The following is a 23,353-nucleotide window of genomic DNA, read 5'->3' as shown; positions in this document are numbered from 1 at the left end:
CCGCAATTCCGACAGCGTTGTCAACGCCCAAACAGGTCTTTTCGATAGCGAATTTCGGATTGAACCGCCCGAGCGGCTGGTCCACGCTGTTGTCCGACAAACCGACGGCACGACCGTCGTACAGGGAGATTGCGTGTTGCCCCCCATCCTTGCGGCCGGTCGCCGGTGATGACCGAGCGCGCGCCCATTCGCCTGTCGGGAACCAACCTCGAACGCGCGGCGGACCATAATCAGCGGGTGACGCTGCACGCGATCCGGGTGTCGGGATCGTTGACGCGGATCGAACTGGCCAACATCACCGGGCTGACCCCGCCGGCGATCGCCAACATCACCCGCCGGCTGCTGGGCGAAGGGCTGGTGCTGGAGGCCGGGCAGCGGCGCGGCGGGCGCGGGCAGCCGCCGACCAAGCTGGTGGTCAACCCCGCCGCCTGCTTCGCGATCGGCATCAACATCGACCGCGACCATGTGACGATCGTGCTGGTCGATTTCGCCGGACAGACGCTGGCGCGCGCGACCCGCGAGGTCGATTTCGCGATGCCCGACGATGTCGCCGCCTTCTATCGATCGGCGATCGACGGCCTGATCGCCGAGGCCGGGATCGATCGCCAGCGCATCGTCGGCATCGGCGTCGCCCGCCCCGACGATCTGGGCACGGTCGACCTGCCCGGCCGCCCGGCCAGCTATACCGTGTGGGAAGAGGTCGACCTGCCCGCGCTGTTCGCCGCGCCGATCGACTTGCCGGTCTTCGTCGAGAACGATGCCGCCGCCGCCGCGATGGGCGAATTGCAGCTGGGGCACGGTCAGCACCATGCCAGCTTCTTCTACGTCCTGATCTCCTCGGCGCTGGGCGGGGGACTGGTCCTCGACGGCAGCTATTATCGCGGCGCGAAAGGGCGATCGGGCGAGCTGGGCTTTCTGCTGGGCAGCGACGGCAGGGGCGGGCAGACCCAGATCCAGCATACCGTGTCGCTGTCGGGGCTGTCGCACCCCTTGCGCGACGCCGGCTTCACGCTGGCTGACATGCTGGGCGGGCGGAGCGACGAGCCGGCATTGCTGGCGGTGGTCGATGCGTGGATCGATGCGTCGGTCGAGCGGCTGGTCGAACCGCTGGTGGCGATCAACTGCCTCATCAACCCGGCGGCGGTGTTCGTCGGCGGGCGCCTGCCGGGCAACCATGTCGAGACGCTGGCGCAGCGGCTGAACGCGCGGATGCGGACGGCCACCAACGTGCCGGCGCTGGCGCCGGTGCGGCGCGCGATGCTGGCGGAGGATGCGCCGGCGGTCGGCGCGGCGATCCTGCCGTTCAGCCATTTCCTGCTGCCCAGCGCCACCGCGCTGTGGAAGGCCGAGGACGCCGGCTGATCGTTCAGCGACGGGCAAGCGGCGGCGGCGGAACCGGCGTCGCCCTGCCCCTGAACGCCGCGGCCAGCGCCAGTTCGAACCGCGCGCCGCACCCCGTCGCGCGGACCGGTACGGGTGCGCCTGGATCGGGGGACGGAGCATCGTTGCGCATCGGGACAGCCTTCCGCTCTTGACCCGACAAGCATAGGCCGGGATGGTTAAGGCGGGATTAGCCGTACCAGCGAGGTGGACATGATCGGACGAACCGGAACCGTCGGCGGCGCGATCCTGGCCGCAGCGATGACGATCGCGGCCCCCGTCAGCGCCGCACCGGAACCCGCAGCGGCGGTCGAGGCGCTGGTCGACCGGTTCGACGCCGCGCGCGCGGCGTTCGACCCGACCGCGCTCGCCGCCACGCTGGCGGACGATTACGTCGAAATCTCGCCGGTCGGGACCGTCGATTCGCGAACGGCGGTGCTGGGATTCTACGCCGTCGACCAGCGACGCCCTGTCCCGCCGATGACCCATGACGAAAGGGTCGTGCGGATCGTCGGCACCACGGCGTTCGTGACCGAGCGGAAGGCGATTACCCTGCCCGGCGGCACGACCCGGACGATACGCATCGGCTATGTCGCGCGGCGCGGTGGTGGCGGATGGCGACTGGTATCGGCTCAATACACCCCGATCCCGCCGCCACGCTGATTCCGGCAGCACGATCAACGCCAATTCGGATTTCAATTTGCTCTTTTAAGCGAATCCTGCGACGCTGTGGCAGTATTTACAAGTAAAAGAGGTTTTGGGGGATGAATATGGCTTTCGACCCGGCACCGCGGGGCGAACAGGGCGCATTGCCGCTGGCGGGAATCGAATTGGGCGGGACCAAATGCGTCTGTACGCTGGCCCATGGCCCGGACCATATCCTCGCGCAGGAAACCGTCCCGACCGAACATCCCTCCGTCACCCTCCCCGCCATCGCGGCGGTCCTGCGGAAATGGTGGGATGCGGGCGGCTTCGCGGCGCTGGGGATCGCCAGCTTCGGTCCCGTCGACCTCGACCCCGCCTCCGCCACCTGGGGGCATATCCTTGCCACCACCAAGCCGGACTGGCCGATGACCGACGTCGCGGGCACGCTGTCGCGGGCGTTCGACGTGCCGTCCGCGTTCGATACCGATGTGAACGGCGCGGCCTTTGCGGAGGTGCTGTGGGGTTGTGCGCAGGGCCTGGACGATTTCGCTTATGTCACCATCGGCACCGGGGTCGGCGTCGGGCTGCTGGTCAATGGCAAGCCGACGCGCGGGATCGGTCATGCCGAGATCGGCCATCTGCGCGTACCCCGGCTGCCGACCGACACGCTGCCCAGCGGCTGCCCGTTCCATGACGATTGCGTCGAGGGGCTGGCATCCGGCACGGGGATCAAGGCGGCGCTGGGCGATGTCCATGTCTCCACGCTGTCGAGCGACCATCCGGTGTGGGACCGCGTCGCATCGGCGATCACCGCCATGTGCCATGCGATGGTCTGCACGACGGGGCCGAAGCGGATCGCGATCGGCGGCGGGGTGATGAACAAGCAGCCGCATCTGCTGGCGCGGATCGAACCGGCGCTGCGTGCCAGCATCAACGGCTATCTGCCGCTGCCGGCGCGCGACTATGTCGTCGCACCGGCGCTAGGCGATCAGGCCGGGCCGATGGGGTCGATCGCGCTGGCGCAGGTGGCGCTGGCGGAGCGGGTCGCGGCGTAAGGCGCGCGTCCTTCGGTACGTCGCCCCGGCAAAGGCCGGGGCGACTCTCCACGCCTGCTGCGCACTATGGCCGGGAGGCCCCGGCCTTCGCCGGGATGACGCTCGCTTCCTCGGGAACGCCTACCGCCGGAACGACACCCGGTTGCCCGCCCCCGCGACGCTGACGCGTGCCTTGCTGCCGTCGGGCGTGCGATAGAGGACGGTGTTGCTGGCGCCCGCAATCCTGACCGATCCGCGCGGCGCGAGGTCGATCTCCACGCGGTTGCCGGCCCCTTCGATCACCAGCGCGCTGCAACGCCCGATGATGCGCATGGTGTTACCCGCCCCCCGCACCGTGGCAGGCCCGCCGTCGCAGTCCAGTTCCTGCGTCGCGCCGGCTCCTTCCTGATGGACCTGCGCCGGCAGCGTGGCGGGCAGGACGAGGGCGGACACCAGCAGGGCAAAACGAACGACCATGATCTCTCTCCCGTAGCACTCAGGCGGGACGTCTACCCCAGTCACGGGTGCAAGACCATGGTCGCCCGGACGATCAGTGCAGGCTCTTGGCCGAGGCGGCGTTGCGTGGGGGCGTGCGACCCGCCGCGATGGCGAAGGCGCACAGCGCGGCATAGCAGAGCGCCGGCACGATGAACGCCGCACCATGCCCGACCGCGCCCGACACCAGTCCGACGATCAGCGGAATGACCGCCCCGCCGAAGATCGCGGTGCACAGCAGGCCCGAGGTCGCCGCCTCGCTGGCGGTCGAGCGTTCGAGCGTCAGGGTGAAGATGACCGGGAACATGATCGAGTTGAACAGACCGATGCCCAGCGCCACGAAGCCCGCGCCGACCCCGCCGACCAGCGCGACATACAGGCACAGGGCGACGGCGATACCGGTGAACAGCGCCAGCAGCTTGTGCGCCTTCACCTTCGACAGCAGCACCGACCCGATGGCGCGACCGACCATCGCGCCCAGCCAGTAGAAGGCGACCGCCTTGCCCGCTTCCTGCAGCGACACGCCGGCAACACCGTCGCTGCCCATCGCGAAGCCCAGCAGCGGCACGCCGAACGCTGCGTCCGATGCGCCCCACACGGTGTCACCGTTCAGGAACAGCGCCATCTGCGTTCCGATCGCGACTTCCGCACCGACATAGATGAAGATCGCGGCGGCGCCGAGAATTGCCCAGCGTGACGAGAAGGCGTCGCGGAGCAGCGCGCCGGGCGACGGCACATCGGCCGACGCATCCGGCACCGCCGCCGACACGACCTTGCGGCTGAGGAAGAAGAAGACGGCGAGTGCCGCGATCAGACCGGCGATCCAGAAATAGGCGCGGTCGATCCCGGCCAGCGCGCCGGCGCGCACCGCCTCGGTCAGCACCGTGCCGTCCTTGACCTCGACCCCTTCGAGGAACAGGCTGGCGCCGAGCAGCGGGCCGAGGAAGGTGCCGAACGAGTTGAACGTCTGGCTGAGCGTCAGGCGGAAATGGCTGAGCTTCGGATCGCCCAGCGCCGCCGCCAGCGGGTTGGCCGCGACCTGCAGGATGGTGATGCCCGAGGCGAGGATGAACAGGCCCAGCAGCACGATCGGGAACACGGCGAGGTTCGCCGCGACCAGCATCGTCAGGCAGCCGACGACCATCGTGATGAGCGCGAACAGGATCGAGGGCACCGCCTTCAGCCGGCCGAGCAGGATCGCGGCGGGCATCGAGATCAGGCCATAGGCGAGGAAGAACGCCGACGCGGCGAACTGCGCCTCGAAATCGGACAGGGTGAAGATGCCCTTCACCGCCGCGACCAGCGGGTCGATCAGCGAGGTAATGAACCCCCATGCGAAGAACAGGGTCGTGACGGCGGCGAATGCCAGCCCGGTGGTGGCGGAACCCGCCCGTGTCTGTGCCAAAGCGGCCTCCCCTACCTCAAACCTTGTCGGACTAATTCGACAATTTGCTTGCGCTATTGGTCCGGTCGCCGAGCGGGGCAGCGTTGTCAAGGAATTGGTAAGGTTTGGGTGTGCCAGCCGCTTACTCCACCCGTCACCCCGGGCTTGACCCGGGGTCCCGCTTTCTTGCGCCCGCAGAAGAAGAAGAAGCGGGACCCCGGATCAAGTCCGGGGCGACGATATGGTCTCGGCCGAGCCGCGCCACCATGCCGGCCGCTAGTTCGGACAGCGTGTCGTCCCGCGCGCCCATCACGACGATGCGGTCGCCGGGGCGCGCCTGCTCGACCAGGAACGCTGCCGCCGCGTCCCGGTCGGCGATGTGCCGCGCGGGCGCGCCCAGCGCGGTCAGGTCGGCGACGATGTCGGCGCTGGTGACCTCGCGCGTGACCGTGCCGCCGCGATAGACCGGGTCGGGCAGCACCAGCAGGTCGTCCGCACGCAGCCGGTCGGCGAACATCACCACCAGTTCGCGGCGCATCACCTTCAGCGGCCCATAGCCGTGCGGCTGGAACAGCAGCAATAAGCGGCCGGGCGCGCTGCGCAGCGTGGCGATCGTAGCGGCGATCTTGTCCGGGTTGTGGCCGAAATCGTCGATGACCGCAACGCCGCCCGCCTGCCCCACCAGCTCGAACCGGCGCTTCAAACCGGAGAAACCGGCGATCGCCTGCACCGCGTCCGCAATGGCCACGCCGGCGGCGGCCACCGCGCCGATCGCCGCCAGCGCGTTGGCGACATTGTGCCGGCCGGGCACGGCGAGGCTGACCGGATGCATCGCGCCGTCCGCGCTCAGCTCGAACCGGCTGGCAAATGGTTCGAGCACCAACGCGCGGGCGGTGAGGTCCGCATCGCCCTCCACGGCAAAGGTCGTCCGCTTCTCCGCGGGAATCGTCGTCGCCAGCGCCGCCGCCTCGGCATCGCCGACATTGACGACCACCCGCCCCGCCCGATCGGCAAAGCCGCCAAACAGCGTGCGCAGTTCGTCCAGCGACTTGTGGTCGAGGCTGACATTGTTGAGCACCGCGACGCCGGGGCGGTAGAAGGCGATCGACCCGTCGCTCTCATCCACCTCGCTGACGAAGGCGTCCCCCTGCCCCACCAAGGCGCTGGCGAAGGGACGGCCGGGAGCGGCGAAATCCTTCATCACCGCGCCGTTCATCACCGTCGGATCGCGGTCCAGCGTGTGGAGGATGAAGCCGATCATGCCGGTCACGGTCGACTTGCCGCTGGTGCCCGCGACACCGATCGACAGCGGTGCGGCGTTGAACAGTTCGGCGAGCAGTTCGGCGCGGCCCATCCGCTTCGCACCCAACCGTTCCGCCGCGACGATGTCGGCGACGGTCGGCTCGATCGCGGCGGAGGCGACGACGATCTGCTCCGCCGACACGACGCCGCTTCCGTCCTGCGGGTAGAGCGCGATGCCGAGCGCCCGGAGCGCATCGAACTTGGCGGGCAGGCTCGCCTGATCGAGCGAGCGGTCGGAGCCGGCGACGGTCGCGCCGCGCCCGGCGAGGATCATCGCGAGGGGCATCATGCCCGACCCGCCGATCCCGACGAGGAAGAAGGATTTGCCGTTCAGCATCGCGTGGCGCTATCGAGCTTGGCCTGAAGTGGCAAGCGGGGTTGCGAGATGCGGATCGGAGTCGTGGCACCGGCGCGGCGGGTGGATGAGGACCAGATGGCCCGGACGCAGGGCTATGCCGCGCTCACCTATCCGACGCTCGACCTGGTCGTGCATCCGCAATGCTTCCTCGACGTCGGGCATTTCGCCGGGACCGACGAACAGCGCGCGGCGGCGTTTCTGGAGTTCGCCAACGATCCCGGCTTCGACGCGATCTGGTTCGCGCGCGGCGGATATGGGTCGAACCGCATCCTCGAGGCGGTGATGCCACAGCTCAACCGCGCGGCGGCGGCGAAAAGCTATCTCGGCTTTTCCGACATGGGGTTCCTGCTCGGTGCGCTCTATGCCCGGCGGATAGGGCGGCCGGTCCACGGGCCGATGGCCGCGCAGGTCGGCAAGGCGGGCGGCACCAACAGCGCGGCGCGCGCGCTCGCCTGGCTGGTCAACCGCGACCGCACGATGCTGGCCCCCGAACTGGACGGGCGGCCGACCGTCGCGTTCAACCTGGTCATCCTGTGCGCGCTGATCGGGACGCCGTGGCTGCCCGACCTGACCGACCATGTCGTGATCGTCGAGGAAGTGGGCGAGGACCTGTACCGCATCGACCGGCTGTTCTGGCAGTTGCGCGAGGCGACGCAGCTGAAGGGCATCGCCGGCATCCGCCTGGGCGCGGTGACCGACCGGCACCCCGACGATACGGGGTTCGGCGAGACCGAGGAACAGATCGTGACGCGCTGGGCGACAGCGATGGGCGTGCCGTATCTCGGGCGGGCGCATGTCGGGCATTATGCCGATAACATGGTAGTGCCGTTCGGGGTGGCGTGAGGGATTACCAGTTTGCCGGCTTGTGGAGTGTATCGGTCGGCGTCGCCACCGGATCGCTCAACTGCGAGTTAGCGAGCAGATGTACGCGCGGGTCGATCTTGAAATCCGCCAGCGCCTTCAACTCGACGCTGCCCTTCGGCCGGGGCGGCACCAACCCGATCACCGTGCCGCAATCGGTCTTTGCCATGCGGATCGGTGTCAACAGATCGGAATCGTTCGAAACGATCACCGCGCATTGGCAGTGACCGCGATATGCGTCGCGCAGCAAATGCGCGGCGAGGTTCACGTCGGAACCCTTTTCCTCGCTCTTGTAGGTCCAGGCCTTAACCGGATTACCTGCCGGATCGAACTGGAGGACCGGCTTTCCGCCCGCGCGCCGATAGCGACCGGTCACGGGATCGGTTTCCACCATCACCTGACTGACAACCGAACTCATGAACGTGCCCAGATGAACCTCTACTCGAGCCAGTGAGCGTAGCGCCTGAAGATAGGCGAACTGGCGCGTCGGTTGATCGGGGTCCTGCGGGCGGGCATCGACCTGTGCCGTGAAATAATGGATTTTGGTGACGGTGTTGCGGGGCAGCAGCTGATCGCACCAACGCTCGAGATCGAGCCACTTGTAGGGCGTACCTTTCAGCAGGCCATAATAGAGATTGAACCCGTCGATATAGACATGGGTATTCAATGCGCCGGCCCCACAAAGAGCAACGGCGGGCTTTTGGCCCGCCGTGCGCCCGATGGCCGAAGCCAATCGGGGGAGTTGCGTAATAGGTATACCCATTACATCGCAAAATGCAAGATGACCTACTCTCCGAAAGTCCGCGCCGCCGGACTGACCGTCACCGCCCCCCCCGCACGCACCTCCTGCACCTCAAGCGCGCGCTCCGCCACGCCGTCGCGGCCGAAGCGGAAGGCGCCGTCCAGCCCGGCGAACCCGTCCTCGGCACGCAACCGGCTTTCGGGGAAGTCGCGGCCGAGCGACCAGTCGCGGGCGATGCGGACCGTCAGCAGGACGGAATCATAGCCCAGACTCGACAGGCGGTACGGCGCGGCGTTGAAGCGGGCGCGATATTTGGTCGCGAACTGGCGATACAGGCTGTTCGACACGCTGGCATACCAGGCGCCGTTCAACGCCGGCATCGTGCCGAGGCCCGTTTCGGTGTTCCACAATTCGGTGCCGAGCACCTTGGCCGACCGGCTGGTCGTCTTGCGGATCGCGGGCACCGCCAGCGCGGCCTGCCCCGCCTGATCGGCGATCAGCACCGCCTCATAGGGCGAGGTCCGCGACAGCCTGGCGACTGCGGCGGCGATGCCGCCCCGCGCATAGGTCTGGATCGAGACGACCTGCCCTCCGGCCTGTTCGACCGCGCGCAAAAAGCTGGTCGAGGCGCGCTGGCCATAGACACCGGCGGGGACGAGGCCCGCGAACTGGGTCATGCCGTTGGTGCGGGCGTAACCGACGACGCGGTCGATCGATTGGGCCGGGGTATAGCCCAGCACATAAGCGCCGTTACCGGCGACCGATACGTCGTTCGAATAGCTGATGACTGGAACCTTCGCCCCCCGCGCGATCGGCGCGACCGCGCGAACATCGTCGGCAAGCAGCGGTCCCAGGATCAGCCGGTTACCCTCCGCGATCGCGCGCTGCGCGGCGGCGGCGGCACCGAGCGCGGTGTCGTAGGTCGTGATTCGCACCCGTTCGCTGCGCGTGTCGAGCAGCGCCAGCTGCGTCGCATTGGCGATCGACCGGCCGACGCCGCCGTTCGGACCGGTCAGCGGCACGAGCAGCGCAACGCGGTGGCGCTGCGTATCCTCGGGGATGCCGCCGGTCACCGGGCCGGGCCGGGTCGGCTGCGGGCGGGTGGTCGCGGGCGGCGCTTGTTCGACCGGCCCCTTGGGCACGATCGTCGCGCACCCGGCCAGCAATGCCGCGCCGATCAGCGCCGTGGCGCGCGCGATGTGGTGCCGCCATTGCCGTGGCGCTATCGTGTCTGCCATGGACCTACCCCTGATGACCGAAAAACTTGTCCCCGGCCTCTACATCGTCGCGACCCCGATCGGCAATCTCGCTGACCTAACTATACGTGCCGCCGATATTTTATCGCGCGCCGACGTGATCGCGGTGGAGGATAGCCGCGTCACCGCCGGGTTGCTGCGCCATATCGGCGTCAAGCGACCGATGATCCCGTACCACGACCACAATGCCGAAGGGATGCGGCCGGGGCTGATCGCGCGGATGGCGACCGAGGCGGTGGCGCTGGTGTCCGACGCCGGCACGCCGCTGATTTCCGATCCGGGCTACAAGCTGGTACGCGATGCGCGGGCGGCGGGCCATGTCGTCGTCACCATCCCCGGTCCCTGCGCGGCGATCGCGGCGCTGACGCTGGCGGGGCTGCCGACCGACCGGTTCCTGTTCGCCGGATTCCTGCCGTCCAAGGCCCATGCCCGGGCCGAGGCTATCGCCGAAATCGCAGCCGTTCGCGCGACTCTGGTCCTCTACGAAAGCGGACAGCGTTTGTCGGCGACGCTTTCCGCGCTGGCCGAGGGGCTGGGGGACCGCGAATGCGGTGTCGCGCGCGAGATCACCAAGCGGTTCGAGGAATGCGTGACCGGCACCCTGTCCACGCTGGCGGACCGCTATGCCGATGCGCCGCCAAAGGGGGAGATCGTGATCGTCGTTGCACCGCCCGGTGCCCCGCCGCCGGCGACGCAGGACGATGCCGATACGGCATTGCGCGAGGCGCTGACCCGGCTGCCGGCGTCGAAGGCGGCGGGTGAAGTGGCGAAGGCGCTGGGGCTGGACCGGCGCGAACTGTATGCGCGGGCGATGGCGATGAAGGAGGAATAGAGCTGGCCGTTCCGCAATCTCCACGTCACCCCGGACTTGATCCGGGGTGACGTAAGAACTCGGCTGGATTTACGCCGCGATGTCGCGAAGCGCGGTCATCTGCGTCGGGCGGACGGCGTGGTTGATCGGCAGCGTATCGCCGCAGCACGCGCATTCGGCGATGATCCGTCCGACGAACCATTGCGATGCCCCGCAGGTCGGACAATGGTTGCGCCCGTGCAGCGCGTAGAGGGGCACGCGGGTCGGCATCGATACGGTTCGTTCCACGGCAGTCTCCCTGTTGAAAAGGGAACGCCACCACCGCATCACGGTTCCGTCACGAAAGGTACCAAACACCGACGAGGACACGAAAGGTTCCAGACTGCAAGCGGCATCGGGCGATGCCCGCCACCGGTCCGCCGCAGTTCCGGTTCAGGCTGGCGCGCGTTCGTCCAACAGCGTGTGCACGTCAAGTCCCAGCAGGTCGATATGGGCACGAATCCGCGGCCAATGCCCGGTCAGGAAGCGTTCCCGCTCCGCCAGTCGCAACCGTTCGACGGCGCCGGGCAGCACGAACATGCCCACTCCGCGCCGTACCTCGACATAGCCATCGTCCTGAAATGTCTGGTACGCCTTGGCGACGGTCAGCGGGTTCGCGCCATGTTCGGCGGCAAAGGCCCGGACCGACGGCAACTGATCCCCGGCGCGATAGTCCCCGCGCAGGATCGCCGCGGCGATCAACGCGCGCAGGCGAAGATATACGGGCGTGTCCTCGTGATCGATCGCTGTCATGCTGACTTAATACAGCAAGCGGCGAAAATGTCCAACCCTCACCCGTTCCACCGCGTACCGATCCGGGCCGGATCGGGGCGCGGCCGCTCGTCGAGCGGGCGGCCGGGCGTACCGATGAAGACGAAGCCGGCGATGCGGTCGCTGGGCGTACCGAACGCATCGCGCACCGTATCGCTGAACGCCGCCCACCCGGTCAGCCAGCTCGCGACATAGCCCATGGCGTGCGCGGCATGGAGCAGGTTCATCGTGGCCGCGCCCGCTGACAACTCCTGTTCCCAGCGCGGGATATGGCTGTCGACCGGCGCGGACAGCACGACGATCAGCGCTTCGCCCTCGTGCGCGAAGCGATCGGATGCTTCCAGCTGCGCCTCGGTCGCCTGGGGGTTTTCCACCGCCTGCGCGCGCCGCAGCAGCGCCGCGAACGCCGCGCGCCCGTCCCGCGGCACCACCACGAAGCGCCATGGGGCCAGCTTGCCATGGTCGGGGGTGCGCGCGGCAATGGCGATCATCGCGTCGATCTCGGCATCGCCCGGGCCGGGCGCGACCATGTCGCGCGGCTTGCCCGACCGACGCGTCTGGAGATAGCCGAGCAGCGAGGAGCGGTCGTTGAAGGTCATGGGCGGCACGTAGGACGCGTCGACGCATCGCACAATGCGCTTGGCATTACCGTTTCTTGCGTTACGAATTGGCGACACCGAGCGGGGGCAGAAGCCTCCCGATGTTTACAAGGGACATGGATGTGCCGGAATTCAAGGCTTTCGCACTCTGGAACGAGGCCGACTGGATCGCCGCGATCGCGACGATGGTCCTGGGCGCGTTCCTGGCGGGCGGGTTGGCGGTCGGCCTGAGCCGCAAGCCCGAATTCGCGGGCCATCCGCGCGGTCTCTACATGCTGTTCTTCGCGGAGATGTGGGAAAGATTTTCCTATTACGGGATGCGCGCGATCCTGATCTTCTATCTGACGCAGCATTGGCTGTTCGGCGACGGCAAGGCCAATCTGATCTATGGCGGCTATACCGCGCTGGTTTATATCACGCCGGTGCTTGGCGGTTATCTTGCCGACCGTTATCTCGGACAGCGCAAGGCGGTCCTGTTCGGCGGCGTGCTGCTTGCCTTCGGCCATCTGTTCATGGCGTTCGAAGGTATGGAAGGCGTCACCGACGCAGCGGTCAAGCAGGCGGATCCGGCCATCAACATCTTCTGGCTGGCGCTGGCACTCATTATCGTCGGCTCGGGCTTTCTGAAGGCCAACATCTCGGTCATGGTCGGCCAACTCTACAAACTGACCGACATTCGCCGCGATTCCGCCTACACCATCTTCTATATCGGCATCAATCTGGGCGGCGCGGCCGGTTCGATCCTGGTCGGCTATCTGGGACAGACCATCGGCTGGGCGTTCGGGTTCGGCCTTGCCGGCATCGGCATGGTCGCCGGCCTGCTGGTATTCGTGATCGGCAAGGGCCTGTTGAAAGGTGGCGGCGAGGCACCGGATCCGGCGGCGCTGCGCCGGCCGACGTTCGGCGTGCCGTTCGAATGGCTGCTCTATGCCGCCGGCCTGTTGGCGACCGCGGTGATGTGGGGGCTGATCCAGTATCAGGACGCGATCCAGTCGCTGCTGATCGTGTCCGGCCTGGGCCTGCTGGGCTATGTGTTCTTCACCGCGACGTTCGTCCTGCCCTATGGCCGGATCGCCGCCGCGCCGCGATCCAACGTCACGCTGATGACCTTGGGGCTGGTCGTCATGGCCGGCGCCGGGATCGTCGCCATCCTCACCGCCTTTACCGGAACGCTACAGGTCGTGTCGGCGCTTGGCTTCGCGCTGGTGCTCGCCGCCGCGATCCGCGAAAAGTTCACCATCGCCCATGCGCCGCGCGACCGGATGTTCGCCATCATCTTCCTGATCGCGCTCAACCCGATCTTCTGGGGCCTATTCGAACAGGCCGGTGGCAGCTTCAACCTCTACACCGACCGCTTCGTCGATCGCGGCGGGGTGCCGGCGGCGCTGTTCCAGTCGATCAACTCGATCTACATCATCCTGCTCGGCGCCATCTTTGCCGGCATCTGGGCGTTCCTCGCCAAGCGGCGGCTGGAACCGTCGGCCCCGGCGAAGTTCGCGCTGGCGCTGATGCAGGTCGGGTTGGCCTTCCTCGTCTTCGTGTGGGGGGCCAACAGCGTCGGCCCGGAAATCGCAACGCCCGTAGCCTTCGTCTTCCTGTTCTATTTCTTCCAGACGACCGGCGAACTGTGTCTGTCGCCGGTCGGGCTGTCGGCGATGAACCGGCTGGCGCCCAAGCACCTCGCCTCGCTCATCATGGGGGCGTGGTTCTACATGACGGCGGTCGGCAATTTCGTCGCGGGCAAGATCGGCGAGGCGACCGGCGGCCATGACGGCGAAATGACCAAGGAAGGCACGCTGTCGGTCTATAACAGCATCGGGTGGTGGACGATCGGCATCGGCGTCGTCGTGCTGCTGCTGTCGCCGATCGTGAAGCGGTGGATGCACCTCGATACGCTGGCCGACGACGCCGGGCACAGCCTGGCGGGCGAAGCCCAGATCGGCGAGCCGAAGGCGGCGGGCGTCGACGTGTGGAAGGAAGAAAAATAGGGTCGTGACGGCGGGCGGACCGGCGATCCGCCCGCGCAACCTGCAAATCCGGTGTTGCAACCTGCGTAAAGCGCGGTATGCCGCACCTCTCCCCGGACGGGGGCGCTTAGCTCAGTTGGTAGAGCATCTCGTTTACACCGAGAGGGTCGGCGGTTCGAGCCCGTCAGCGCCCACCACCGCGCAGTGCGGGACGGGCTGCCCAAAGCAGCCCACCCACGCACAAGCGCGGCCAGCGGGCCGAAGCCAGGCCATAAGGCGTGGCTTCGCCACGACTGACGGCCTGGCGGGCGCAACGTCCGCAGTGTCGTACTTTCCCCCTGCCGAGTGCATGACGACGCATCACCGGGATGCCCTAGCCTTCGCCGGGGCAACGCACGTGGGAACCCCTACGCCCAGCCCAGCCCGGCCTTCGCCACCGCCTGGGCATAGCCCTCCATCCCCGACACGGCGCGCGCGGTGAGGGTGACGAAGGCGCGGCGGCGGTCGCTCGGGTCTTCGCGGCGCATCAGCAGTCCGGCATCGGTCATCGTCGTGATCCAGCGCAGCCCGGTGGTCGGCGGGACGGCGGAGGCGATGCACAGGCTCGATACCGACACGGCGATCCCCTCCAGCCGCGCGGCGAACAGGTCGAGCAGCATGTCCCACGCAGGATCGGCGAACAGCCCGTCCGCGAAATACTGGTCGCGCAGCCGGCGGGCGCGGATCACGCCGCGCACGGTGGCGGCGGTGATCTCGACCGGTGCGGCGTCCTCGGTCGGGGGTGCCACGAAGTCCGATCCCCGGTCGCGCACGCCGTCGCCACCCGCACCGTTGCGGCTGAGCTTCAGCAGCGCTTCAGCGACCCGCGCGATTTCGGCATTCAGCCGCCGCAGCCGCTCGGCATCACGCTCGGCGGCGTGGACCCCGTCGCCCGTACCACCGCACAATGCGATGGCGGCGACCCGTTCCTCAGGCCCCGCATCGCACAGCAGCGTCGCCGGGCCGCCGAGCAGATGCAGCGACACGATGTCGAGCGCGTCGAGCGGGAAGCTGGCCACGATATGCGCGCGGTCGCTCCGTGCCCGCCGGGCGAGCAGCGGCAGCGCTTCGTCGAGCGTCGCCGGTTCGACGCCCGCCGCCTCGACCAGCAGCAGGTCGGCATGGGGAATGGCATCGAGCGCGTCGGCGATGCCGGCAAAGCCGATCGTGTCACCGATCACCACGCCCGCCGCGCGTGCCGCGATCGCGGCATCATCCGCCGCGATCGCATCGTCCGCGACGAGGATCGCGCGCCGCGCCGTCTGTCCGCCAAATCCGTCGAAGCCCGTCAAGCCATCCCCCTGTCACGACCGTATACGGCATCCCGTAGGACGGACAGGCGGCCTTGGCGAGAGGAGGACGGTAATCAGCGCTTGATCGATCTGCCCGAAACCGTCGCCCCGGCGCAGGCTGGCGCCTCGACCGGCCCCTGTCCCGCGCTAGATCCGATAGATTCCAGCCTTTTGGGATGACATAGGGTTCAAACGGGATGGATCGGACTATATTCTTCAGCGGACGCGGACCGGTGCGTCAGTCCATCGACTTGACGATCTCCTCGACCATCTTCTTGGCGTCGGCGAGCAGCATCATGGTGTTGTCGCGGTAGAAGACTTCGTTATCGACACCGGCATAGCCGACGCCGCCCATCGACCGCTTGATGAACAGCACCGTCTTCGCCTTTTCGACGTCGAGCACCGGCATTCCGTAGATCGGCGAGGTCTTGTCGGTCTTGGCCGCCGGGTTGGTCACGTCGTTGGCGCCGATGACGAAGGCGACGTCGGTCTGCGCGAATTCGCTGTTGATGTCCTCCAGCTCGAACACGTCGTCATAGGGCACGTTCGCTTCGGCGAGCAGCACGTTCATATGCCCCGGCATCCGCCCCGCGACCGGATGGATCGCATATTTCACGCGGACGCCGTGTTCCTTCAGCTTGTCGCCCATTTCCCTGAGCGCGTGCTGCGCCTGCGCCACCGCCATGCCGTATCCGGGGACGATGATGACCTGTTCGGCTTGGCTCATCAGGAAGGCGGCGTCCTCGGCCGAGCCGCGCTTCCACGGCCGGTCGATCGCCGCCGCCCCGCCCCCGCCGCTATCGGTCGCGCCGAAGCCGCCGGCGATCACACTGATGAAGCTGCGGTTCATCGCGCGGCACATGATGTAGCTGAGGATCGCGCCCGACGACCCGACCAGCGCGCCGGTGATAATCATGGCGGTGTTGCCGAGCGTGAAACCCATCGCCGCCGCCGCCCAGCCCGAATAGCTGTTGAGCATCGACACGACGACCGGCATGTCCGCCCCGCCGATCGGAATGATGAGCAGGAACCCGATCGCGAACGACAGCACGACGACTGCCCAGAACGGCCACCCCTCCTGCCCATGCGCGAATTGTGCGACCAGCAACAGGATCGCCGCAAGCGTGGCGAGGTTGATGACGTGGCGGCCGGGCAGCAGGATCGGCTTGCCCGACATCGAGCCGTTCAGTTTCAGGAAGGCGATGACCGATCCCGAAAAGGTGATAGCGCCGATCGCAACGCCCAAGCCCATCTCGACCTTGCTGACGGGGTTGATGACCGCGAACGGCTCGCCGATCATCGGGACGACCAGCGATGCGATGCCGAACGCCTGCGGGTTCAGATAGGCGGCGATCCCGACCAGTACGGCTGCCAGCCCGACCAGCGAGTGGAAGGCGGCGACCAGCTGCGGCATCGCGGTCATCGCGATGCGTCTCGCGGTGGTCAGGCCGATGATGGCACCGATCGCGATGGCGGCGAGGATTTGGACGAACGTGACCGTATCGAACGGAGCTTCGTCGAACGCAAAGTCTTTCCCGTTAAGGGTCGATACCATCGGCAGATGCGTCAGGATCGTGGTCAGCACCGCGATCCCCATCCCCACCATGCCCAGCCGATTGCCCCGCCGGCTGGTGGCGGGCGACGACAGCCCGCGCAGCGCGAGGATGAAGCACACCCCCGCGATCAGATAGGCCAGCGCGACCCATGGATTGACCGGTGCGGCCTCGTGCATCCCCCTCACCCCTTCTTCTTGTACATGGCGAGCATCCGCTCGGTCACGGCGAACCCGCCGAAGATGTTGATGCTGGCCAGCACCACGCCGAGCAGCCCCAGCCACCTGGCTCCCGGCACGCCGGCGGCGGCAGCGGCGATCAGCGCACCGACGATGATGACGGAGGAGATGGCGTTGGTCACCGCCATCAACGGCGTGTGCAGCGCGGGCGTCACTGACCAGACGACATAATAGCCGACGAAGCAGGCGAGGACGAAGATCGACAGGATCGAGAGGAAGTCCATCGGGTTATCCTTCAAGGTCCTCCGCAGGCCTGCCTGCGGAGGGGAACCGCCGGCGGAGCGGCTCGATATCCTCCCCGGTACGGGGAGGGGGACCAGCCGCAGGCTGGTGGAGGGGGCGTGCCGCGAGCGAACCGATCGCGTCGGCCACACCATCGACGTCCGCCATCACCTTTCGGGCAGCAACACGAACGATGCGGTAGCCCTGTTCGCGCAGGAAGCGCAGGCGGGTTTCATCACGCCCCGGACGATCGGCCCGATCATGCGCCTCACCATCGATCTCGACGATCAGGCGTGCTTCGCGGCAGTAGAAGTCGACGACATATGGTCCGACCGGATGTTGACGGCGAAACTTCGCTCCCGTTTTTCCGGCACGCAGCTTCTGCCACAGCATTGCTTCTGGCGGGGACAGGTCGCGGCGCAGGCGGCGGGCTATCGCCACCTCTGGCCGCACCTCGCGCGGAAGCCCCCCTCCACCGGCTACGCCGGTCCCCCTCCCCGTGCCGGGGAGGACAGGGTGCAGCGCCCCCCTCACCGTTTCGCCAGCACCAGTTCCGCCAGCAACCGCTGGATCGCGGCGGGGTCGGCGTTGCGGCTGACCTTCAGCACCATCGGCGTCGCCTGTCCGGTGACCCACAGGTGCAGGTCGCTGTCGAGGTCGAACGTGCCCGCGCTTTCCACCGAAAAGCTGGTGATCGAACGATAGGGCACACTGCGGAACGCGATCTTGGAGCCGGTGATGCCCTGTACGTCGACCAGCACGAAGCGCAGGTTTGTCAGGAACGCGGTGTCGCGCAGCGAACGGAACGCCGCCAGCACCTGTTCCCCCGCGATCAGGGCATGGCCGTATTTCTCGTGAATTTCGGCCGGATCGACCTCGTGGCTGCTGAACAGGCCCATGGATGCTCCTCTTGTCAGGCGGTCAGGCGCGGATTCACGACCTGCCCGTGCTGCGTCAGGCGGATCGCCTGCGTCACTTCGTCGTCGGCGGGTAGCACCGGTCGCCCGGCATCCTTGTCCCAATAGGCCGACAGGAAATTGTAGAGGTTGCGCGCGAACAGTGCCGATGCGTCGGCGGCGAGGCGACCGGGTACGTTGCGATGGCCGACGATTTTCACCCCGTGCCGCTCGACCACTTCCCCCGCGACCGCGCCTTCGACATTGCCGCCCTGTTCGACGGCCAGGTCGACGATGACGCTGCCCGGCCGCATCGAGGCGACCTGCGCATCGGTGACGAGGCGCGGGGCGGGACGACCGGGAATCAGCGCCGTCGTGATCACGATGTCCTGTTTAGCGATATGGGCGGACACCAGCTCGGCCTGTGCCGCCTGATATTCCGCGCTCATCTCGCCGGCATAGCCGCCCGCGCCCTCACCTTCGATCCCCGCGACCTTCTCGACGAAGATCGGCTTGGCGCCCAACGACTGAATCTGTTCCTTCGTCGCCGAACGCACATCGGTCGCGCTGACCTGCGCGCCCAACCGCCGGGCGGTCGCGATCGCCTGCAACCCCGCGACGCCGACGCCCATTACGAACACCCGCGCGGCGCTGATCGTGCCGGCCGCCGTCATCATCATCGGGAAGGCGCGGCCATATTCGGCCGCTGCGTCCAGCACCGCCTTATACCCCGCCAGATTCGCCTGCGACGACAATATGTCCATCGACTGGGCACGGGTGATGCGTGGCATCCATTCCATCGCCAGCGCCTCCAGCCCCAGCGCGGCATAGCCGCCGATCCGCGCCCGGTCGCCGAACGGGTTGAGCGCCCCCACCAGCCACGCGCCCTGCTTCGCACCGGCCAGGCTGTCGGGTGCGGGCGCGGCGACGCCCAGCAGGATGTCGGCATCGGCCAGCGCCTGCGCACGATCACCCACCGTCGCGCCAGCCGCAGCATAGGCGGCATCGTCGATCGACGCGCCGGTCCCCGCCCCCGCTTCCACCGCCACCTCGGCCCCCAGGCCGATCAGCTTCTTCACCGTTTCGGGTGTCGCGGCGACCCGGCGTTCGCCGGCGGCCTGTTCGGCGAGCAGCGCGACCTTCACGTCAGCCTGCGATCAGATAGATGACCAGTGCGGCCAGCGCGGCACAGACCACCGCGCCCCAGGTGAACCAGCGCAGGAAGCTGGTGTACGTCCCGGCATGGGCGGGCGTGTGGCCTTCGGCTGCCATCGGATGTCCTCTCGATCCGTTATTCTTGGACGCAAGCGTAGCGCGGCTGCACCGGCGCGCCAACCCCCGCGCGGTTTGTCGCCAATGCGGACGCGAAAACGGCAGTCGGCGATCCGCTTAAGCCGAATTTTACGAACGATGGCGCATGGTTGCACCGTTACGGGACGATAGGGACACACGACAGCATATGACGCGCGACGGGCAAAGGCTGTTGATGGTGATCGACGACGAACCGGCACAGCGGCGGCTGGTCGCTGCGATCGCGGGGCGGCGCGGGTGGCGCACGCTGTTCGCGCGCGACGGGGACGCTGCGCTGGCGATGCTCGGTACGCCCGACGGGATGGCGCTGGACGCGGTACTGCTCGACCATTGGTCGCCGGATGCCGATGCGACCGCGCTGATCGCGGAGCTGCGCCGCAACCGCCCGGCGCTGCCGATCCTGCTGCTGACCGCCAATGAATCGGTCGCGGGCGCGGTGGCGGCGATGCGCGCGGGGGCGAGCGATTTCCTGGTCAAGCCGATCGCCGCCGAACGGCTGCTGACCGCGCTGGAGGCCGCCGCCGGCGGCGCGACGCGCGGCGAGTTGCGCCCGCTGACCGAAAAGCTGTCGATGACGCTGGCGTTCGACGAGATCGTGGGTTCCGCCCCGCAATTCCGCGCCGCGCTGGCCATCGCGGCCAAGGCGGCGCGCGCGCGCGTGGCCGTCCTGATCGAAGGCGAAAGCGGCGTCGGCAAGGAAGTGGTGGCCGAGGCGATCCACGCCGCGTCCCCTCGCGCCCGCAAGCCGATGGTGCGCGTCAATTGCGGCGCGATTCCCGCCAATCTGGTCGAAAGCGAGCTGTTCGGCCATGAAAAGGGTGCGTTCACCGGCGCGTTCGAACGCAAGATCGGCCGGTTTCAGGAAGCGGACGGCGGCACCATCTTCCTCGATGAGATCGGCGAGATGCCGTTCGAAACGCAGGTGAAGCTGCTGCGCGTGCTGCAATCGGGCGAGGTCCACGCGGTCGGTGCGCGTCATCCGCGCGAGGTCGACGTCCGCGTCGTCGCCGCGACCAACAAGACGCTGACGCAGGAGGTGGAGGCCGGGCGGTTCCGCGAAGACCTGTATTACCGCCTGAACGTCGTGCAGGTGACCATCCCCCCCTTGCGCGACCGGATCGGCGACATTCCGGCACTGGCGCGGCACCTGATGGCGCGGATCGCGCAGCAGCCGGGGCTGCGCCCGCTGGGCATCACCGACGATGCGATCGCGCTGCTCGGCACCTTTGCTTGGCCGGGCAATGTCCGCCAGTTGCAGAACGCGCTGTTCCGCGCGGCGGTGCTGTGCGACGGCGACGCGCTGACCCGTGCCGATTTCCCCGAAATCGCGCAGATCGCCGAGGGCGGCGCGCCGCAACCCATGCTGCCGATCCGTCGCCACGATGTCGCGGGCGGCGTCACCCTGTTCCGCCCCGACGGCAACCTGCGCGCGCTGGAGGAGATCGAGGCCGACGTCATCCGCCTCGCCATCGGTCATTATCGCGGGCGCATGACCGAGGTCGCCCGGCGGCTGGGGATCGGGCGATCGACGCTGTACCGCAAGCTGGGCGAACTGGGGATCGACCAGAACGCGGCGTGAGGGGGAAGTAGCCCCTTCGGCATCGTCACCCCGGACTTGATCCGGGGTGACGGATGGGAGCGGTTTCGATTCACGAAAGGACATATCCTCGCGCAGGCGGGGATTCGGCCTCTGATCCCTTCCCACCAAAACGTCGCCCCAGCGAAGGCTGGGGCCTCTCGCGGCTCCTGCTGCGCGCCATAACCGGGAGATCCCAGCCTTCGCTGGGATGACGATCGTGTCGTGGGATTGGGAGACTTACCCGACCACCTCGCGCCACTCGCCAGGCGCCAGCCCCTCGACGTCCCACCCCCCGATGCGCCAGCGCACCAGCCGCAGCGTCGGCAGGCCGACCGCCGCCGTCATCCGCCGCACCTGCCGGTTGCGGCCTTCGCGGAGAGTGATCGACAGCCAGTGATCGGGGACCGACTTGCGAAACCGCACCGGCGGCACCCGCTCCCATAATTCGGGCGGGTCGATCGCCGACACCTCCGCCGGGCGGGTCGGGCCGTCGTTCAGCACGACGCCCCGCCGCAACCGGTCGAGCGCGTCGGCGTCGGGTGCGCCCTCCACCTGCACCAGGTAGGTCTTGGGCAGTTTGAACCGGGGATCGGCGATCCGTGCCTGCAAGCGGCCATCGTCGGTCAGCAGCAACAGCCCCTCGCTGTCGCGGTCCAGCCGCCCGGCGGGATAGACGCCAGGGACCGCGACATGGTCCGACAGCGTGGCGCGTGCGCCCTCCGTCCCGCGATCGGTGAATTGCGACAGCACGCCGTACGGTTTGTTGAGGAGGATCAGCCGCGCCATGCCCGTCCTGTCGGCGATCCGCCTCGCGCTGTCGAGGGGGAGGGAACCGACTATCCCGCCAAACCGTCCCTCGCCTATAGCCCGGTCAGCCCATCAATGGAGAGCGTCCATGAAGACCGTTTCGACCGCCCGCGCCCATGGCGGCACGCAGGGCGTCTATGCCCACGAATCGACCGCCACCGGCACGACCATGACCTTTTCCGTGTTCGTCCCGCCGCTGGAACCGGGCCAGCGCGCGCCGGTATTGTGGTATCTCTCCGGGCTGACCTGCACCCATGCCAATGTGACCGACAAGGGCGAGTTCCGCGCGGCCTGCGCCGAACAGGGCATCGCCTTCATCGCGCCCGACACCTCGCCACGGGGCGAGGGCGTGCCGGACGACCCGGAGGGTGCGTGGGATTTCGGGCTGGGCGCGGGCTTCTATGTCGATGCGACCGAGGAGCCGTGGGCGAAACACTATCGGATGCGCTCCTATATCGAGGATGAACTGCCCGCGCTGATTACCGCCGAGTTTCCGATGCTCGACTGTGGCCGCCAGTCGATCAGCGGCCATTCGATGGGCGGGCATGGTGCGTTGACCATTGCGCTGCGCAATTCCGACCGTTTCCGCTCGGTCTCCGCCTTCGCGCCGATCGTCGCCCCATCGCAGGTGGCGTGGGGCGAGAAGGCGCTGGGCGGCTATCTGGGCAGCGACCGGTCGACGTGGCGCGGGGCAGATGCGGTGGCGATGATCGAGGATGGCGCGCGGGTGCCGGAATTGCTGATCGATCAGGGCGATGCGGACAATTTCCTGGCCGAACAATTGCGGCCGGAGCTGCTGGCCAAGGCCTGTGCCGATGCCGGGATCGACTGTACCCTCAGGATGCAGCCGGGGTACGACCACAGCTATCATTTCATCTCGACCTTCATGGCCGACCATGTGCGCTGGCATGGCGCGCGGTTGAAGGCGGATCAGTAACCCTTCGTCATTCCCGCCTGCGCGGGAATGACGATCATCGGAGGGGTTACCCCTCCCCGCGATCCTCGATCAAATCCAGCACGTCGCCGATTAGCGCGCGCATCGCGGCGCGGGCGGCGTGCGGGTCGCGCGCGGCGATGGCCTTTGCCACCGCGCCATGCTGTTCGACGCTGGCCGAGCGGCCGACGATGGTGTTGGTGAAGCGGATCGAGGTGTTGAGCGCGGTCGTCACCATTTCGCGGAACTGGGCGTAGAACGGGTTCTTCGCCGCCAGCAGGATCGCAACGTGGAAATCGATGTCGGCGTCGAGCGTGTCGTCTTCGCCCCGGTCCGCCGCCGCCATCCGCGCCAGCCCTTGGGCGATGCGCGCCAGGTCGTCGTCGTCGGCCGCGACCGCCGCCAGCGCCGCCGCCTCCGGCTCGATCGCGACACGCAGCTGGTTGAACTGGCGCAGGAGTTCGACCGAGAACTTCCGGTCGAGCAGCCAGTGCAGCACGTCGGGGTCGAACAGGTTCCATGCCGATGCCGGACGGACCACCGTGCCCTGCCGCGGCCGCGCGCTGACCAGGCCCTTGGCGGTCAGCATCTTCACTGCCTCGCGCGTGACCGAGCGGCTGATGCCGTGCGCCTTGCCGATCTCCGCCTCGGTCGGGAATGGACGGTCGTCATATTCGCCGGTGACGATCGCACGCCCGAGCGTATCGAGCATCGTCCGCGTCAGATTGCCGCCGGGCATCCCGGTCATCCGCGCCGCCATGATCCGCCTCTCTCCCCTCGCCCAACCAGCTTCGTGCTGGACAGTCGCTATTCGTCGTATAATTGTCCTCGCCAAAG

26 protein-coding genes and 1 tRNA gene are annotated in these 23,353 nt (G+C 67.8%); 9 read left to right on the top strand and 18 right to left on the bottom strand.

Annotated features, from left to right (window positions below; all coding sequences use genetic code 11):
* Nucleotides 1-168: 168 nt before the first annotated feature.
* A complete protein-coding gene (locus ASE83_RS08430; protein WP_055789176.1) occupies nucleotides 169-1,362 on the top strand; it encodes an ROK family transcriptional regulator in 1,194 nt (397 codons plus the stop codon).
* A gap of 4 nt (nucleotides 1,363-1,366) precedes the next feature.
* Here ASE83_RS08430 and ASE83_RS18475 read toward each other — a convergent pair whose 3' ends face one another.
* The gene (locus ASE83_RS18475; RefSeq protein ID WP_156352925.1) at nucleotides 1,367-1,513 is read right to left on the bottom strand and encodes a hypothetical protein; all 147 of its coding nucleotides are present in this window, start codon (nucleotides 1,511-1,513) and stop codon (nucleotides 1,367-1,369) included.
* An 80-nt stretch (nucleotides 1,514-1,593) separates the two neighbouring features.
* On the opposite strand from ASE83_RS18475, the gene ASE83_RS08425 reads away from it, so the two are divergent.
* Both ASE83_RS08425 and ASE83_RS08420 read left to right on the top strand, forming a co-directional pair.
* Nucleotides 1,594-2,043: a nuclear transport factor 2 family protein gene (locus ASE83_RS08425; RefSeq protein WP_055788172.1), complete on the top strand. Its 450-nt coding sequence runs from the start codon at nucleotides 1,594-1,596 to the stop codon at nucleotides 2,041-2,043.
* Between the two features lie 107 nt (nucleotides 2,044-2,150).
* The gene (locus ASE83_RS08420; protein ID WP_055789174.1) at nucleotides 2,151-3,080 is read left to right on the top strand and encodes an ROK family protein; all 930 of its coding nucleotides are present in this window, start codon (nucleotides 2,151-2,153) and stop codon (nucleotides 3,078-3,080) included.
* A gap of 120 nt (nucleotides 3,081-3,200) precedes the next feature.
* On the opposite strand, the gene ASE83_RS18705 is transcribed toward ASE83_RS08420, so the two are convergent.
* From ASE83_RS18705 to ASE83_RS08405, 3 genes are all read right to left on the bottom strand, one after another.
* Nucleotides 3,201-3,536 carry a DUF3060 domain-containing protein gene (locus tag ASE83_RS18705; protein WP_055788170.1) on the bottom strand — a complete coding sequence of 112 codons (336 nt, stop codon included), beginning with the start codon at nucleotides 3,534-3,536 and terminating at the stop codon, nucleotides 3,201-3,203.
* Between the two features lie 73 nt (nucleotides 3,537-3,609).
* Nucleotides 3,610-4,959, bottom strand: coding sequence for an MFS transporter (locus ASE83_RS08410; RefSeq protein ID WP_055788167.1), 1,350 nt, complete (start codon nucleotides 4,957-4,959; stop codon nucleotides 3,610-3,612).
* Nucleotides 4,960-5,092: 133 nt separating this feature from the next.
* Nucleotides 5,093-6,577, bottom strand: coding sequence for a glutamate ligase domain-containing protein (locus tag ASE83_RS08405; protein WP_082443384.1), 1,485 nt, complete (start codon nucleotides 6,575-6,577; stop codon nucleotides 5,093-5,095).
* A 48-nt stretch (nucleotides 6,578-6,625) separates the two neighbouring features.
* Between ASE83_RS08405 and ASE83_RS08400 the strand changes: the two genes are divergently transcribed.
* Entirely contained in the window at nucleotides 6,626-7,441 is an 816-nt protein-coding gene (locus tag ASE83_RS08400; RefSeq protein ID WP_055788164.1) for an LD-carboxypeptidase, read from the top strand.
* A 4-nt stretch (nucleotides 7,442-7,445) separates the two neighbouring features.
* Here ASE83_RS08400 and ASE83_RS08395 read toward each other — a convergent pair whose 3' ends face one another.
* On the bottom strand, nucleotides 7,446-8,192 hold the full coding sequence (locus tag ASE83_RS08395; RefSeq protein WP_200921869.1) for an NYN domain-containing protein: 747 nt from the start codon (nucleotides 8,190-8,192) through the stop codon (nucleotides 7,446-7,448).
* 53 nt (nucleotides 8,193-8,245) lie between these two features.
* Nucleotides 8,246-9,439, bottom strand: coding sequence for a penicillin-binding protein activator (locus ASE83_RS08390; RefSeq protein ID WP_055788157.1), 1,194 nt, complete (start codon nucleotides 9,437-9,439; stop codon nucleotides 8,246-8,248).
* Nucleotides 9,440-9,452: 13 nt separating this feature from the next.
* Here ASE83_RS08390 and rsmI point away from each other — a divergent pair, with 13 nt between their 5' ends.
* Nucleotides 9,453-10,289 carry a 16S rRNA (cytidine(1402)-2'-O)-methyltransferase gene (gene rsmI, locus ASE83_RS08385; protein WP_055789171.1) on the top strand — a complete coding sequence of 279 codons (837 nt, stop codon included), beginning with the start codon at nucleotides 9,453-9,455 and terminating at the stop codon, nucleotides 10,287-10,289.
* 69 nt (nucleotides 10,290-10,358) lie between these two features.
* Here rsmI and ASE83_RS08380 read toward each other — a convergent pair whose 3' ends face one another.
* The 3 genes from ASE83_RS08380 to ASE83_RS08370 all read right to left on the bottom strand — a co-directional run bounded on the left by ASE83_RS08380 (nucleotide 10,359) and on the right by ASE83_RS08370 (nucleotide 11,677).
* Entirely contained in the window at nucleotides 10,359-10,556 is a 198-nt protein-coding gene (locus tag ASE83_RS08380; RefSeq protein ID WP_055934311.1) for a hypothetical protein, read from the bottom strand.
* Nucleotides 10,557-10,700: 144 nt separating this feature from the next.
* Nucleotides 10,701-11,060, bottom strand: coding sequence for a GntR family transcriptional regulator (locus ASE83_RS08375; RefSeq protein ID WP_055788152.1), 360 nt, complete (start codon nucleotides 11,058-11,060; stop codon nucleotides 10,701-10,703).
* A gap of 38 nt (nucleotides 11,061-11,098) precedes the next feature.
* Nucleotides 11,099-11,677 carry a nitroreductase family protein gene (locus tag ASE83_RS08370; RefSeq protein ID WP_055788150.1) on the bottom strand — a complete coding sequence of 193 codons (579 nt, stop codon included), beginning with the start codon at nucleotides 11,675-11,677 and terminating at the stop codon, nucleotides 11,099-11,101.
* A gap of 185 nt (nucleotides 11,678-11,862) precedes the next feature.
* Between ASE83_RS08370 and ASE83_RS08365 the strand changes: the two genes are divergently transcribed.
* Nucleotides 11,863-13,665: a peptide MFS transporter gene (locus tag ASE83_RS08365; protein WP_082443400.1), complete on the top strand. Its 1,803-nt coding sequence runs from the start codon at nucleotides 11,863-11,865 to the stop codon at nucleotides 13,663-13,665.
* 100 nt (nucleotides 13,666-13,765) lie between these two features.
* Nucleotides 13,766-13,841, top strand: a tRNA-Val gene (locus ASE83_RS08360).
* Nucleotides 13,842-14,051: 210 nt separating this feature from the next.
* Here ASE83_RS08360 and ASE83_RS08355 read toward each other — a convergent pair.
* From ASE83_RS08355 to ASE83_RS18140, 7 genes are all read right to left on the bottom strand, one after another.
* Nucleotides 14,052-14,975 (bottom strand): winged helix DNA-binding protein, encoded by a 924-nt coding sequence (locus tag ASE83_RS08355; RefSeq protein ID WP_055788145.1) that lies wholly within the window; start codon nucleotides 14,973-14,975, stop codon nucleotides 14,052-14,054.
* 238 nt (nucleotides 14,976-15,213) lie between these two features.
* The gene (locus tag ASE83_RS08350; protein ID WP_055788142.1) at nucleotides 15,214-16,707 is read right to left on the bottom strand and encodes an NAD(P)(+) transhydrogenase (Re/Si-specific) subunit beta; all 1,494 of its coding nucleotides are present in this window, start codon (nucleotides 16,705-16,707) and stop codon (nucleotides 15,214-15,216) included.
* Between the two features lie 5 nt (nucleotides 16,708-16,712).
* Nucleotides 16,713-16,991 carry an NAD(P) transhydrogenase subunit alpha gene (locus tag ASE83_RS08345; protein ID WP_055788140.1) on the bottom strand — a complete coding sequence of 93 codons (279 nt, stop codon included), beginning with the start codon at nucleotides 16,989-16,991 and terminating at the stop codon, nucleotides 16,713-16,715.
* 4 nt (nucleotides 16,992-16,995) lie between these two features.
* Nucleotides 16,996-17,430, bottom strand: coding sequence for an endonuclease domain-containing protein (locus ASE83_RS08340; protein WP_327196415.1), 435 nt, complete (start codon nucleotides 17,428-17,430; stop codon nucleotides 16,996-16,998).
* Nucleotides 17,431-17,519: 89 nt separating this feature from the next.
* A complete protein-coding gene (locus ASE83_RS08335; protein ID WP_055788137.1) occupies nucleotides 17,520-17,888 on the bottom strand; it encodes a PH domain-containing protein in 369 nt (122 codons plus the stop codon).
* 14 nt (nucleotides 17,889-17,902) lie between these two features.
* Nucleotides 17,903-19,030, bottom strand: coding sequence for a Re/Si-specific NAD(P)(+) transhydrogenase subunit alpha (locus tag ASE83_RS08330; RefSeq protein ID WP_055788134.1), 1,128 nt, complete (start codon nucleotides 19,028-19,030; stop codon nucleotides 17,903-17,905).
* Nucleotide 19,031: 1 nt separating this feature from the next.
* Complete coding sequence (locus ASE83_RS18140) at nucleotides 19,032-19,157, bottom strand: aa3-type cytochrome c oxidase subunit IV (protein ID WP_082443386.1); 126 nt, start codon at nucleotides 19,155-19,157, stop codon at nucleotides 19,032-19,034.
* Between the two features lie 187 nt (nucleotides 19,158-19,344).
* Between ASE83_RS18140 and ASE83_RS08325 the strand changes: the two genes are divergently transcribed.
* A complete protein-coding gene (locus ASE83_RS08325; RefSeq protein WP_055788131.1) occupies nucleotides 19,345-20,775 on the top strand; it encodes a sigma-54-dependent transcriptional regulator in 1,431 nt (476 codons plus the stop codon).
* 237 nt (nucleotides 20,776-21,012) lie between these two features.
* On the opposite strand, the gene ASE83_RS08320 is transcribed toward ASE83_RS08325, so the two are convergent.
* The gene (locus ASE83_RS08320; RefSeq protein ID WP_055788128.1) at nucleotides 21,013-21,561 is read right to left on the bottom strand and encodes a pseudouridine synthase; all 549 of its coding nucleotides are present in this window, start codon (nucleotides 21,559-21,561) and stop codon (nucleotides 21,013-21,015) included.
* A 109-nt stretch (nucleotides 21,562-21,670) separates the two neighbouring features.
* On the opposite strand from ASE83_RS08320, the gene fghA reads away from it, so the two are divergent.
* Entirely contained in the window at nucleotides 21,671-22,519 is an 849-nt protein-coding gene (gene fghA / locus ASE83_RS08315) for an S-formylglutathione hydrolase (RefSeq protein WP_055788125.1), read from the top strand.
* Between the two features lie 46 nt (nucleotides 22,520-22,565).
* Here fghA and ASE83_RS08310 read toward each other — a convergent pair whose 3' ends face one another.
* The gene (locus ASE83_RS08310) at nucleotides 22,566-23,276 is read right to left on the bottom strand and encodes a FadR/GntR family transcriptional regulator (protein ID WP_055788122.1); all 711 of its coding nucleotides are present in this window, start codon (nucleotides 23,274-23,276) and stop codon (nucleotides 22,566-22,568) included.
* Between the last annotated feature and the right edge of the window lie 77 nt (nucleotides 23,277-23,353).

Origin of the sequence: Sphingomonas sp. Leaf32 (genome assembly GCF_001421765.1) — a bacterium.
Lineage (GTDB): Bacteria > Pseudomonadota > Alphaproteobacteria > Sphingomonadales > Sphingomonadaceae > Sphingomonas.
The sequence above is the reverse complement of the archived record's forward strand: the minus strand, read 5'-3'. Positions and strand labels throughout refer to the sequence as shown.

Coding starts and splice junctions, on each gene's coding strand:
- ASE83_RS08405 (WP_082443384.1), bottom strand. CDS start 6,577: ATGCTGAACGGCAAATCCTTCTTCCTCGTCGGGATCGGCGGGTCGGGC.
- ASE83_RS18705 (WP_055788170.1), bottom strand. CDS start 3,536: ATGGTCGTTCGTTTTGCCCTGCTGGTGTCCGCCCTCGTCCTGCCCGCC.
- rsmI (WP_055789171.1), top strand. CDS start 9,453: ATGACCGAAAAACTTGTCCCCGGCCTCTACATCGTCGCGACCCCGATC.
- ASE83_RS08310 (WP_055788122.1), bottom strand. CDS start 23,276: ATGGCGGCGCGGATGACCGGGATGCCCGGCGGCAATCTGACGCGGACG.
- ASE83_RS08350 (WP_055788142.1), bottom strand. CDS start 16,707: ATGCACGAGGCCGCACCGGTCAATCCATGGGTCGCGCTGGCCTATCTG.
- ASE83_RS08320 (WP_055788128.1), bottom strand. CDS start 21,561: ATGGCGCGGCTGATCCTCCTCAACAAACCGTACGGCGTGCTGTCGCAA.
- ASE83_RS18475 (WP_156352925.1), bottom strand. CDS start 1,513: ATGCGCAACGATGCTCCGTCCCCCGATCCAGGCGCACCCGTACCGGTC.
- ASE83_RS08425 (WP_055788172.1), top strand. CDS start 1,594: ATGATCGGACGAACCGGAACCGTCGGCGGCGCGATCCTGGCCGCAGCG.
- ASE83_RS08430 (WP_055789176.1), top strand. CDS start 169: ATGACCGAGCGCGCGCCCATTCGCCTGTCGGGAACCAACCTCGAACGC.
- ASE83_RS08365 (WP_082443400.1), top strand. CDS start 11,863: ATGGTCCTGGGCGCGTTCCTGGCGGGCGGGTTGGCGGTCGGCCTGAGC.
- fghA (WP_055788125.1), top strand. CDS start 21,671: ATGAAGACCGTTTCGACCGCCCGCGCCCATGGCGGCACGCAGGGCGTC.
- ASE83_RS18140 (WP_082443386.1), bottom strand. CDS start 19,157: ATGGCAGCCGAAGGCCACACGCCCGCCCATGCCGGGACGTACACCAGC.
- ASE83_RS08325 (WP_055788131.1), top strand. CDS start 19,345: ATGACGCGCGACGGGCAAAGGCTGTTGATGGTGATCGACGACGAACCG.
- ASE83_RS08390 (WP_055788157.1), bottom strand. CDS start 9,439: ATGGCAGACACGATAGCGCCACGGCAATGGCGGCACCACATCGCGCGC.
- ASE83_RS08400 (WP_055788164.1), top strand. CDS start 6,626: ATGCGGATCGGAGTCGTGGCACCGGCGCGGCGGGTGGATGAGGACCAG.
- ASE83_RS08370 (WP_055788150.1), bottom strand. CDS start 11,677: ATGACCTTCAACGACCGCTCCTCGCTGCTCGGCTATCTCCAGACGCGT.
- ASE83_RS08335 (WP_055788137.1), bottom strand. CDS start 17,888: ATGGGCCTGTTCAGCAGCCACGAGGTCGATCCGGCCGAAATTCACGAG.
- ASE83_RS08375 (WP_055788152.1), bottom strand. CDS start 11,060: ATGACAGCGATCGATCACGAGGACACGCCCGTATATCTTCGCCTGCGC.
- ASE83_RS08345 (WP_055788140.1), bottom strand. CDS start 16,991: ATGGACTTCCTCTCGATCCTGTCGATCTTCGTCCTCGCCTGCTTCGTC.
- ASE83_RS08420 (WP_055789174.1), top strand. CDS start 2,151: ATGGCTTTCGACCCGGCACCGCGGGGCGAACAGGGCGCATTGCCGCTG.